The organism is uncultured Adlercreutzia sp., from assembly GCA_910585575.1.
Taxonomy (GTDB): Bacteria; Actinomycetota; Coriobacteriia; order Coriobacteriales; family Eggerthellaceae; genus Adlercreutzia.
In genome coordinates this window covers 1-11,674 of sequence record CAJUFS010000075.1, presented here as the reverse complement: position 1 = coordinate 11,674, position 11,674 = coordinate 1, and the positions used below count along the sequence as shown (strand labels likewise).

Here is an 11,674-nt window from a genome sequence, read left to right as displayed (position 1 = left end):
GTCCATGACCGAGATGACCAAGCGCATGATCCTGTTCTCCGGTTCGGTGAACCCCGAGCTTTCTGAGGAAATCGCGAAGTACCTGAACGTGAACTTGGGCAACATCAAGCACGAGAAGTTCGCCAACGGCGAGATCTACGCTCGCTACCAGGAGTCCATCCGCGGCGCCGACGTGTTCCTCATTCAATCGGTGTGCGCTTCCGAAGGCTTCGATGTGAACGATGCCCTCATGGAGCTGCTCATCATGGCCGATGCGGCCAAGCGCGCCAGCGCCCGCTCCATCTCGGCGGTTATTGCCCACTACGGCTATGCGCGCCAGGATCGCAAGGCCGCCCCGCGCGAGCCTATCACGGCGAAGCTCGTGGCCGACTTGCTGACGGTGTCCGGTGTGGACAACGTCATCACGGTGGACCTGCACCAGGACGCCATCCAGGGCTTCTTCGATATTCCCGTGAACCACATGACGGCCATGCCCATCTTCGTGGACTACTTCAAGAACAAGGGCTTCGATACGGACCGTCTGTGCGTGGTGTCGCCCGATGTGGGCCGCGCCAAGGCGGCGAAGAAGTTCTCCACCGCCCTTGATTGCGATATTGCCATCATGCACAAGGATCGTCCGAAGCACAACCAGGCCGAGATCACGGCTCTGATTGGCGACGTTACGGACAAGATCTGCATTCTGAACGACGACATGATCGACACGGCCGGCTCGCTGGTGGCCGCGGCCCAAACGCTGAAGGCCAAGGGGGCCGCCGAGGTGTACGCCTGCGCCACCCATGGTCTGTTCTCGGGCCCCGCTTACGAGCGTCTGGAGAATTCGCCCATCGAGGAAGTGGTGGTTACCAACGCCGTGCCCGTGCCGCTGGCGCGCCAGACCGGCAAGATCAAGGTGCTGTCCATTGCGCCGCTGTTCGCTCAGGCTATCGATGTGGTGTACAACAACGGTTCAATTGGAAAGCTTTTTGAATAATCTGGTTCCGTTCGCCCTGACGGGACGAACGGACCCGTCGACGCTGCGGTTCCGACAGGCACCTGCCCTTGCCCCTTGTTTTGCCCTCGGCGCGTACCGAAGTACGCTTGGGGCAAAGGCGGGGCAATTGCAGGCACCTGTCGGAACCTCGCTGTCTTTAGTGCTACCTGTGTGACAAAAGATAAGAGATGTAAGTGGAAGACAATAAGATGTTTTTAATTGCGGGCCTGGGGAATCCGGGGGAGGAATACGAGCATACGCGGCATAATGCCGGGTTCGATACGGTGGATGCGCTCGCCGAAGAGCTGGGCGTGCGCTACTGGAAAACTGAGGGCGGTGCGCTGACCGCGAAGGCCAGCTATCACGGCCATGAGCTTTTGTTGGTGAAGCCCCAAAGCTTTATGAACACGTCGGGTGGCCCCGTCAGCAAGCTGGCAAAAGCCTACAAGGTGGCGCCCGACCATCTCATTGTGGTTCATGACGAGCTGGACATCGACCCGGGCACCATTCGCGTGAAGTTCGGCGGTGGTCATGCGGGCCACAACGGCCTGCGTTCCATCTGCGACAAGCTGGGCACGCGCGATTGGTTCCGCATTCGCATCGGCATCGGTCGGCCGCCGGGACGCAAGCCGGTGGTGGACTGGGTGCTTTCGGTGCCCCGCAGCAAAGACGATACCGAGGCTTTCGAGCACGCCGTGGATCAAGGCGCCCAGGCTGTGCTCTTCCTTATTGATAACGGCCTTGAGAAGACCCAGGCCAAGTTCAACTAAGGAAGAGGTACTACCATGCATTTGTCCGAGCGCGGGCACAACTATGCCCTGTTTGCCATTGTCGTCATTACCTGCGCTTTGGGGTCGCTTACCCAGACGGTGATGAACTCCATGCTCACGGGCGTCTGCGAGGATTTTGCCATTGACGCCGCCGTGGGTCAGTGGGTCACCACCATTTACATGCTGGTCATGGGCATTACCGTGCCCGTGGTCACGTACCTGTCGCGGCGTTTTTCGCTCAAGCGCCTGGTGTTTCTGGCCCTCGGGTTCTATTTCGCTGGTTCGGTAGCGGGCTTCTTTGCGCCGAGCTTCCCGGTGTTGCTGGTGGCGCGCGTGCTGCAGGCCATTGCCACGGGCATTACGCTGCCACTGGTGCAGACGGTGGCCATGACGCGCTTTCCGCGTGAGCGCACCGGCACGGCCATGGGCATCGGCGGCATTGCCATGGGCTTCGCGCCAAATATCGGCCCGCTGATTGGCGGCGCTCTGGCTGGCACCTGGGGTTGGCGCAGCTTCTACATTATTCTGGCGGTGCTTTTGGCCCTGCTGTTCGTGGCTACGGTGCTGACGGTGAAGAGCCACGGCGATCATGAGACCGACGCCGTGTTCGACTTCCCGTCCTTCCTTATGTCGACGGTGGGCTTTGGCGGCTTGCTGCTGGGTGCCTCGAATGCCGCCACCATGGCGCTTGCGAACCCGCAGGTGTGGATTCCCGCGGTGGTGGGCGTGGCGTTCATTGTGGCGTTCATTCTGCGTCAACGCCGTGTGACCCACCCGCTTATCTCCATGGACATTTTCGGGTCGCGCCATTTCCGCGCGGCCTTCGTGGGACAGAATTGCCTGTTCGCCTCGTTTATGGGCATCACGCTGGTGCTGCCGCTGTACATCCAAGGTCCCTGCGGCATGACGGCGTTGGAAGCGGGCATTGCCTTTATTCCGGCCACGGTGGTGGCCTTGTTCGTCAATCCCTTGGCGGGCATCCTGCTTGATAAGGTGGGGCCGCGCGTGGTGTGCATCACCGGCGCTGCCTTTCTGACCGTGGGTGCCGCGTCGTTCATGTTCTTGGACGCAACGACGCCGCTTTGGCTGCTCACGTTCTGGCAGGGCGTGCGCGCCGTGGGCGTCAGTGCCCTGGTGGGGCCGCTCAATTCCTGGGGTCTTTCGGGCTTGCCGGGGAAGATCATCATGGACGGCAGCGCCTTCTTCGCCACGGTGCGTCAGGCCAGTGCCTCGTTGGGCACCGCCCTCATGATGCTGCTTATCTCGGTGCTGGGCGCTGGAGCGGCCGCGGGGGCTGCCGTGGATGCGGGGGCTACGCTGGCAGCGCTGCCTTATCAGGCGGCTTTTGGATTGTCATCGCTGTTTGCCGCTGTGGTGCTGGTCACCGCGGTGTGGAAGATTCGCTAGGGTATACTTATCGCCACCTACTATCGCCCCAGTCCGAGCGCACGGCGCTTCGACGAGGGCATCGCGATCTTCCTTGGCCGCGCAAATAAGTGAAAGGCAAACGCTGTGGCATTTCTGTTAGGCTGCGAGAAAGTGCGGGTGGATTTCCCCACGAAAACCGTGTTCGAGGACTTGTCCTTGGGCGTGGACGAGGGCGCGCGCATTGGTATTGTGGGCCGCAACGGCGACGGCAAGTCCACGCTGCTGCGGGTATTGGCCGGCGATGTGGAGGTGGATGAGGGTCGCGTCATTCGCACGCGCGGCGTCTCCGTGGGCGTGCTGGGCCAGGCCGACGACTTGCGCGACGAGGACACCGTTGAGCGCGCCGTAGTGGGCGATCGCCCTGAATACGAATGGGCCGGCGACGCGCGCATCCGCGCCATTATTGCGGGGCTGCTGGAAGATGTGGCGTGGGACGCTCTGGTGGGTACCTTGTCCGGTGGCCAGCGCCGCCGTGTTGACCTGGCGCGCCTGCTCATTGGCGACTGGGACGTGCTCATGTTGGACGAGCCTACGAACCACTTGGACGTCCGCGCCATCACCTGGTTGGCCGAGCACTTGAAGACGCGCTGGCGCCGCGGCCAGGGAGCGCTTCTGGTGGTCACCCACGATCGCTGGTTCCTCGACGAGGTGTGCGAGGCTATGTGGGAAGTGCACGGCCAGCGGGTATGGCCTTTCGAGGGCGGGTTTTCCGCCTATATTATGCAGCGCGTCGAGCGCGACCGTCTGGAAGCCCTGGCCGAGCAGAAGCGTCAGAACGCCCTGCGTCGCGAGCTGGCGTGGCTCTCGCGCGGCGCGCGGGCCCGCGCCACGAAGCCGAAGTTCCACGTGGCCGCGGCTCAGGCGCTTATTGCCGACGTACCGCCTTTGCGCAACGAGCTGGAGCTCAAGCGCATGGCCATGGCCCGTCTGGGCAAGCAGGTGGTGGACTTGCAGGGCGCCACGCTGCGCTTTGGCGACCGCGTTATTCTGGATGATGTGGACTGGATCATCGGCCCTGGCGATCGCTACGGCATTGTGGGCGAAAACGGCATCGGCAAGACCACGCTGCTGCGCATTATTCAAGGGCTGCAGCCGCTTGATCGCGGTCGGGTGAAGATCGGCCAGACCGTGCGCTTCGCCGTGCTGTCGCAGCATTTGGACGAGCTCACCAAGTTGGGCGACGACCGCGTGCGCCAGGTGATCTCGCGCTACTCGCGCCGCACCATGCTCGACGGCAAGGAAATGACCCCGGGACAGCTGCTGGAGCGCCTGGGCTTCACGAAGGACGACCAGAACGAGCCCGTGTGCGATCTGTCCGGCGGCCAGAAGCGCCGTCTGGCCCTCATGCTCATCCTGTTGGACGAGCCCAACGTGCTCATTCTGGACGAGCCCGGCAACGACTTGGACACCGACATGCTGGCCGCCGTGGAAAGCCTGCTGGACGGCTGGCCCGGCACGCTGCTTCTGGTCACCCACGACCGCTATCTCATGGAGCGCGTAACGGATCACCAGTTCGCCCTCATTGACGGCAAAGTACGTCACCTGCCCGGCGGCGTAGACGAGTACCTGGAAATCAAAGCCGAGCAGGAACGAGAGGCCGAGCAGAAGGCGGCCGCGGCTGCGGGGCGTACCACGCAGCGAGGCAGCCAGCTGTCTGACGCGGCTCCCTCGGCCGCCCCGGTTCTCTCCGGCGGCGAGCAGCGCGCTCTGCGCAAGCTCATGACCTCCAACGAGAAGAAGATAGAAACCCTGAAGGGCAAGATCGAGAAGAAGCAGCTGGAAATGGCCGAGGCCGACCAGTCCGATTATCTGACGCTGACGGCCATGCAAGAGGAAGTGGCCGACTTCGAGAGCCAGATCGAGTCCCTCGAGCTGGAGTGGTTCGAAGCTGCCGAAAAGCTGGGGGAGTAGGAAAGTCGTGGCCGCCTATCGCACCATAGCCGCCCCCGCCCAGGCGGAGATCGTGGAGAAGAAAAGCCGTTTCATCGGCCAGATTGCTCCGGTGTCCACCGAAGAGGAAGCCCTGGCCTTCATCAACGGCGTGAAGGCCGAGCATCGCATGGCGCGCCACAATGTGTACGCCTACGTGCTGCGCGGCGGCCGCATCCGCTACACCGATGACGGTGAGCCGGCCAAAACCGCCGGCATGCCCACACTCGAGGCTATCCAGCATGCGGGTTTGGAGGACGTGGCCGTGGTGGTCACGCGCTACTTCGGCGGCATCCTGCTGGGAACGGGCGGCTTGGTGCGCGCCTATACCGATGCTACGAAGGCGGCCATTGACGCTGCCGATGTGGTCACAGTTTCCGTCTGCGTCGACATCATCCTGGAAGTACCCTACGGCCTCTACGAGCAGGTATGCCGCATCGCCGAGGCCTGCCAGGCGAAGCTCCAAGAAAGTGACTTCGCTGAGAATGTTCTGCTCACCTTCCGCATGCTCGACGGCACCCAGGATCCCTTCCTGGAAAAGCTCACCGAACTCACCCGCGGCCAAACCGAGATCATGGTCACCGATCCCTATGATGCAGCGTTTTAAGAAGGCGTCTCGCGGATCCGCGGCCACGACGGCTGCGCTGTTGGCCCTTGCGGTGCCGACGTTCGGACAGCTGGTGGCCGAACCGACCTTTGTACTTATCGACACGGCCATTGTGGGGCATTTGGGGGAGAGCGCGCTGGCGGGGCTGGCCCTGGGCTCCACGGTTATTCTGACGGCGGTGGGACTCTGTATCTTTCTGGCCTACGCCACCACTTCGCAGGTAGCGCGCCATTTCGGCGCGGGACGCATGCGCGAGGGTCTGCAGGCGGGCATCGACGGGCTATGGCTGGCTCTGGCCATTGGCGTGGTGCTGGCGGCAGGGCTGTTCGTCTTAGCCGAACCGCTGTGCTGGCTGCTGGGAGGGCGTGGCGAGGACCTCGCTCAAGCGGTGGCCTACACGCGTCCTGTGGTGCTGGGCGCGCCCGGCATGCTTTTGGTGTACGCTGCCAACGGGCTCTACCGCGGGCTTCAAAAAGTGACGGTTACCTTGGTGGTGGCCGTGGCTGGTGCTGTGCTGAACACCGTGTTGGACGTGCTGTTCGTCATCGTTTTGGGTTGGGGCGTTGCCGGCTCGGGCATTGCCACCTTCGCGGCCCAATGGTTCATGGGAATCGTATTGGCCGCGGGGGCTTTGCGAGCAGCGAGGGCTGCGGGCGTAAGCTGGCGCCCTCGGCCTGCGGGTATGACGGCAGCAGGGCGCGATGGGCTGCCCCTGTTCGTACGCACCTTGGCCCTGCGCGCGGGGTTGGTAGGCACCGTCATGGCCGCCGCGGCCCTGGGCACCTCGGTGCTGGCAGGCTACCAGGTGGTGAACGCCTCCTGGAACTTCATGGTGAACGTGCTTGATTCCGTGGCCATTGCGGGGCAAACCCTGGTGGGAGCCGAGCTGGGAGCAGCCCGCTGGGAAGGGGCACGGCGCTTAACGCGGATCACCTTGCGTACGGGCGCGCTTGTGGGCATAGCGGCCGGTCTGGTGTTCGCGGTGCTGGGCCTGGTGGCTCCAGCGCTCTTCAGCCCCGATGCGTCAGTGCAACAGATGGCCACTATCGGCATGGTCATTACCGGGGTGGCGCTGCCGCTGCAAAGCTGGATGTGGGCCGCCGACGGCATCCTCATCGGCGCCGGCGATTTCCGCTACTTGGCGCGTACCTGCGCAGCGGTCAGCGCCATCTACCTGGCAGTTTTGGTGGCGCTCGTATTCGGCGTGGCCCCGCTGCTGCCCGACGCTGCCCTGCGGTGCGCCCTTCTGTGGCTTGCCTTTGACTTCGTTCTCATGGGCGGTCGCGCGCTCACCAACGGCCTGCGCATCCGCACCGACACCTGGATGGGCGCACGGTAGCGATTTGGCGGATTCGTCGCGCCGCAGGAATTCTTGAATTGTACGTAAAAATGCCGTACAATTTCTTCAGTATAATCGGGCTAGGTAGAAAAAAGGAACTCTCATGGCAACCGTTACCAAGGACAGTCGCTTCGATATGCGCATGACGGCGGCCCAGCGCGATCAGATCGAGCGGGCGGCAGCGCTGCGCGGAAAAACGCTCACCCAATGGGCGTTGGATCGCCTCCTTGAAGCAGCGCGCTATGACATCGAGCAAGAAACCACCACGCACCTTGCTTCCGCCGAGTTCGACCAATTTGCCGCTGCGCTTGAAGAGCCTATGCCCATGGCCGCACGGCAGCTTATCGCGGCGAAGGCGGTCTGGGAATAATGGCGGGCTTCGAAAAGCCCCGAAAGCTCACCGATGACGATAGCCTCGAGGGGTTTCACTGCGGGGTGCCTGTCGTTGATAGTTGGGTCCAGCGTCGAGCGAAAACGGCGGAGAAGAACGGCACGGCGGTGGTGTATGTGGTGTGCTGCGAGGGGCAGGTGGCGGGGCTGTACTCGCTAAGTGCCCATGCCGTCGTGCGCGATGAAGTGCACGGTGGCTGGCTGCGGCGCAATGCCCCCGAGTCCATCCCCGCTGTGCTGTTGGGTATGCTTGGTGTTGACCAGCAATTTCAGGGGCAGCACCTTGGTTCGTCTTTGTTGGGGGACGCCATGGCGCGGGCCCTGTCCGTCGCCCAGCAGGTAGGAGCCAAGGCGCTGCTGGTCGATCCTGTCGATGACGCGGCGCGGAGCTTCTACGAGAAGTACGGCTTCCGGGAGGTTCCCGGGCAGCGGCGTATGTTCATCTCCCTGCGCGCTTGAGGCGCTCGCGGCGTTATCGTGGGCTCGCGGCTCGCGCCCTTGTATCGCAAGGTGACCGTGCTAGAATAACCTGGCCTAACGAAGGGCACCTGCGAGGTGCTCCTTGGCGAGAATGTGTTTCTCGCCCTGTACTGGAGCCCCGCCGCTACCCGGCGGGTTCTTTTTTGCTGGAGGACGAACATGTACGGACTGAGAACTGAGAGCAGCTTCGACGCCTCTCATTTTTTGACGGATTACCACGGGAAATGCGAGAACCTGCATGGGCATCGCTGGCGCGTGGTGGCCTATTTGGAAGTGGCGCAGCTGCAAACCGAGGGCACCTGCAAGGACATGGTGGTGGACTTCGGCGACTTCAAGGCCGCCCTACGCGAACTGAGCGAAGAGCTCGACCACCACTTCATCATTGAAGAGGGCTCGTTGGCCCCTGACACGCTGGCCTGCCTGGAGCGCGAGGGCTTCGCGCTGTATACCATGCCCTTCCGCACCACCGCCGAGAACCTGGCGAAGTGGTTCTTCGATGCTCTGGCCGCCAAGGGCCTGCCCGTGGCCCAGGTGGATGTCTACGAGACGCCGAACAACTGCGCGTTCTATCGCAAGGACGCCTAAGCCATGGTGCCCGAGGAAGAGAACGACGGCCTGCTGGACGCTGAGCGCCACGCGGCGCGCCACACCATCCGCCCGCGGGCACAGCTGTTTCCCGTGGTGGAGAAGTTCGTCTCGCTGAATGGGGAAGGGCTGGCCGCAGGACGGCCGGCGGCCTTCATCCGGTTTGCCGGCTGCAATATGTGGTGCACCTACTGCGACACGCGCTGGGCGAATCACCCCTATGTGGAGGTGGAAGGCTGGAGCGTGCCCGACCTGGTGGCGTGGGTGGCGGAAACCGGCGTATCCTGCGTCACGCTCACGGGTGGCGAGCCGCTTCTGCAGCCCTATCTGCCCGATTTGGTGCAGGCGCTGCTGAGTGTGGAGGAGCCACGGCCCCTGCGCGTGGAGATTGAGACGAACGGCTCGCGCGATCTGGCGCCTCTGGCCGATCTGCGCCGTGCCGCCGCCGAGGCCGGACTGCCCGGCAGCCTGCATTTCACGGTGGACTGGAAAACCCCTACGGCTGGCGAGGCCGTCTCGGCGGCCATGATGCGCGAGAACTACGGGCTGCTGGATAAGCGCGATGCGGTGAAGTTCGTGGTAGGCAGCGAGGACGACCTGGCCTTCGCCGCCGCCCGGGCCGACGAGGAGCAGCTGTGGGATCGCTGCACGGTGCTGCTCAGTCCCGTGTGGGGCGCTGTTGAGCCCGCGACCATCGCCGCCTACCTCATCGAACACCGCCTGGACCGTGCTCGTCTGCAGCTGCAGCTGCATAAGATTATCTGGCCGAACGAGACGAAAGGCGTATAGCGCCGCCGCGGAAAAGCGAGGCACGTCCCCTGGGGGATGGTCCAAAGCGGGACGTCTCCCCGGAGGCCGCGTTCCGCGGGAACCGTCCCTGCGGCGTTGAGCGAAAGGATGCGAATGAGCGATAAGAAAGCCCTGGTGTTGTGCTCGGGCGGGGTGGACTCCACCACGCTTCTAGCCATGGCTGTGAATGAGTACGGCGCCCAGAATGTGTACGCGCTGTCTATCGGCTACGGCCAAAAGCACCTGCGCGAGATTGAGGCCGCCAAAGCCGTGGCGGCCTACTACGGCGTCGAGCAGCGCTTCCTTGATTTGGGCGCTATCTTTGCCGACAGCCAATGCTCGCTTCTGTCCCAGTCGAGCCAGGCGGTGCCCCACGGCACCTACGCCGAGCAGCAGGCCCAGGCCGGGGAAGGAGCTTCCGCGGCATCGTCGGACCTCGAAGCCGCCGACGAGACGCCCGTCAGCACCTACGTGCCGTTCCGCAACGGCCTATTCCTGTCGGCGGCCGCCTCCATGGCGCTGTCGCTAGAGTGCAGTGTCGTATACTACGGCGCCCACCACGACGACGTAGCCGGCAACGCCTACCCCGATTGCTCGCTCGAGTTCGTGGAGGCCATGAACCGCGCCATCGTCGAAGGCACCGGCGGCGAGCTGCGCCTCGAGGCTCCGTTCGTGAAAGCCAGCAAGGCCGACATCGTCCGCGTGGGCCTAGAGCTGGGCGTGCCCTACGAACTCACCTGGTCATGCTACGAAGGCGGGGAAGTACCCTGCGGCCAATGCGCCACCTGCCTTGATCGAGCCCAAGCCTTCGCCGCCAACAACGCCGAAGACCCAGCATTGGAAGGATAGTGAATGAAGCCCTTAGAAATGGCCGAAGCCCTCTTCGGCAACGAAAGCGAAGATACCGCCCCCTCCGCAGCCACCACTAAGCCCGAAAGCTCGGTAGACACCTCCTCCATGGCCGCGGTAGCCGCCCACCTGGCCCGCACCAGCGACGACGGGGGAGCAAGCGCTGGCCGCACCGACGACGAAACCGCCGACCTGACGCTGTTGGGCAATCAAGGCACCCGTTATCCGCAGGACTACGATCCTGGCGTGTTGGAGACGTTCGTCAACAAGCACCCGGACAACGACTACTTCGTGAAGTTCAACTGCCCCGAGTTCACCAGCTTGTGCCCCATCACGGGCCAGCCCGATTTCGCCACCATCTACATCTCCTACGTGCCCGGCGAGCGGATGGTGGAAAGCAAGAGCCTGAAGCTGTACCTGTTCAGTTTCCGCAACCACGGCGACTTCCATGAGGACTGCATGAACATCATCATGAAGGACCTCATTGCGCTTATGGACCCGAAGTACATCGAGGTGTGGGGGAAGTTCACGCCGCGCGGCGGCATCTCCATCGACCCGTACTGCAACTATGGCCGTCCTGGCACCCGCTGGGAGGAAGTGGCCTGGACGCGCCTGTCGCAGCATGACCTGTACCCCGAGAAGGTGGACAATCGCTAACGGGCTCCGGGTTGCCATCTCGACAGGCGATCCATCCTTGTCTGCGCAGCGCCAAGTAACGGCTCGCCCCCTGGCGGTGACAGGGGGCGTTCTTTATGCGAAAATGGCACCTGAGAAAAGAGATATTGCACGTAAGGTAGCTTGGCCATGACAGCGCAGTTCAGTATTCGGGAGGCGTCCCCCGAGGCCGTGGCACGGCTTCAAAACGCCCTGGGGCTTCCCCGCTTCATCGCGGCCACGCTGGTGGGCCGCGGCATCGCGTCACCGGAAGAGGTGCGCGACTTCCTGCATCCGTCCCTTGACCGCGACTGGCGCAGCCCGCTGGAAATTCCCGGGCTCTCTGCGGTGGCCGACGGGTTGCAGGCGGCCATGGAGGCGAAGAAGCGCATCGTCGTCTTCGGCGACTTCGACTTGGACGGCATCTCGGCTACCACGGTGCTCACGCGCGGGCTGCGGGCTTTGGGAGCCTGCGCCCATCCGTTCATTCCCCATCGCTTTGAAGAGGGCTACGGCATCACAGCCGCCGCGTTCGAGCGCGTCCGTCAGCTGGAGCCCGACGTCATTGTCACCGTGGACTGCGGCATTGCCTGCAAGCACGAGGTGGCGGCCATCGTCGAGCAAGGGGTGGAAGTGTACATCACCGACCATCACGAAGCTTCCGACTTGGTGCCCGAAAACGTCTGCGTGGCCGACCCGAAGATGGGCGAGGGTTGCCCCAGCTCCATTTTGGCCGGCGTGGGCGTGGCCCTGAAGCTGGTGCAGATGCTCGGCAGCCGCATGGGCTTTCCACACCTGTGGCGCAGCTATACCGACTTCGCCACCTTGGGCACCGTGGCCGACCTCATGCCCATGCGCGATGAGAACCGGGCGCTCGTGGCCGA

The 11,674-nt window shown here is 63.4% G+C and carries 13 protein-coding genes; all 13 read left to right on the top strand.

The window, feature by feature from the left end; translation table 11 throughout:
* The first annotated feature begins 4 nt into the window (after positions 1 to 4).
* Positions 5 to 970, top strand: a complete 966-nt coding sequence (locus QZ307_RS09410) for a ribose-phosphate pyrophosphokinase (protein WP_295999143.1) — start codon at positions 5 to 7, stop codon at positions 968 to 970.
* 209 nt (positions 971 to 1,179) lie between these two features.
* Positions 1,180 to 1,740, top strand: a complete 561-nt coding sequence (gene pth / locus QZ307_RS09405) for an aminoacyl-tRNA hydrolase (protein WP_295999140.1) — start codon at positions 1,180 to 1,182, stop codon at positions 1,738 to 1,740.
* 15 nt (positions 1,741 to 1,755) lie between these two features.
* On the top strand, positions 1,756 to 3,147 hold the full coding sequence (locus QZ307_RS09400) for a DHA2 family efflux MFS transporter permease subunit (RefSeq protein ID WP_295999137.1): 1,392 nt from the start codon (positions 1,756 to 1,758) through the stop codon (positions 3,145 to 3,147).
* A gap of 105 nt (positions 3,148 to 3,252) precedes the next feature.
* On the top strand, positions 3,253 to 5,079 hold the full coding sequence (locus tag QZ307_RS09395; protein ID WP_295999134.1) for an ABC-F family ATP-binding cassette domain-containing protein: 1,827 nt from the start codon (positions 3,253 to 3,255) through the stop codon (positions 5,077 to 5,079).
* A gap of 7 nt (positions 5,080 to 5,086) precedes the next feature.
* On the top strand, positions 5,087 to 5,704 hold the full coding sequence (locus QZ307_RS09390; RefSeq protein ID WP_295999131.1) for a YigZ family protein: 618 nt from the start codon (positions 5,087 to 5,089) through the stop codon (positions 5,702 to 5,704).
* On the top strand, positions 5,691 to 7,043 hold the full coding sequence (locus QZ307_RS09385; protein ID WP_295999129.1) for an MATE family efflux transporter: 1,353 nt from the start codon (positions 5,691 to 5,693) through the stop codon (positions 7,041 to 7,043). The genes QZ307_RS09390 and QZ307_RS09385 overlap by 14 nt, the downstream gene beginning before the upstream one ends.
* 103 nt (positions 7,044 to 7,146) lie before the next feature.
* Complete coding sequence (locus tag QZ307_RS09380; protein ID WP_295999126.1) at positions 7,147 to 7,413, top strand: DUF1778 domain-containing protein; 267 nt, start codon at positions 7,147 to 7,149, stop codon at positions 7,411 to 7,413.
* Positions 7,413 to 7,892, top strand: coding sequence for a GNAT family N-acetyltransferase (locus tag QZ307_RS09375; protein ID WP_295999123.1), 480 nt, complete (start codon positions 7,413 to 7,415; stop codon positions 7,890 to 7,892). The genes QZ307_RS09380 and QZ307_RS09375 overlap by 1 nt, the downstream gene beginning before the upstream one ends.
* 180 nt (positions 7,893 to 8,072) lie before the next feature.
* Positions 8,073 to 8,498, top strand: coding sequence for a 6-carboxytetrahydropterin synthase (locus tag QZ307_RS09370; RefSeq protein ID WP_295999121.1), 426 nt, complete (start codon positions 8,073 to 8,075; stop codon positions 8,496 to 8,498).
* 3 nt (positions 8,499 to 8,501) lie between these two features.
* The gene (locus tag QZ307_RS09365) at positions 8,502 to 9,287 is read left to right on the top strand and encodes a radical SAM protein (protein WP_295999116.1); all 786 of its coding nucleotides are present in this window, start codon (positions 8,502 to 8,504) and stop codon (positions 9,285 to 9,287) included.
* Between the two features lie 36 nt (positions 9,288 to 9,323).
* Complete coding sequence (gene queC, locus QZ307_RS09360) at positions 9,324 to 10,136, top strand: 7-cyano-7-deazaguanine synthase QueC (RefSeq protein ID WP_295999114.1); 813 nt, start codon at positions 9,324 to 9,326, stop codon at positions 10,134 to 10,136.
* Positions 10,137 to 10,244: 108 nt separating this feature from the next.
* Positions 10,245 to 10,793, top strand: a complete 549-nt coding sequence (queF, locus tag QZ307_RS09355) for a preQ(1) synthase (RefSeq protein WP_366143059.1) — start codon at positions 10,245 to 10,247, stop codon at positions 10,791 to 10,793.
* A gap of 147 nt (positions 10,794 to 10,940) precedes the next feature.
* On the top strand, positions 10,941 to 11,674 hold a 734-nt coding region (locus QZ307_RS09350), incomplete at its 3' end, for a DHH family phosphoesterase (RefSeq protein ID WP_295999108.1).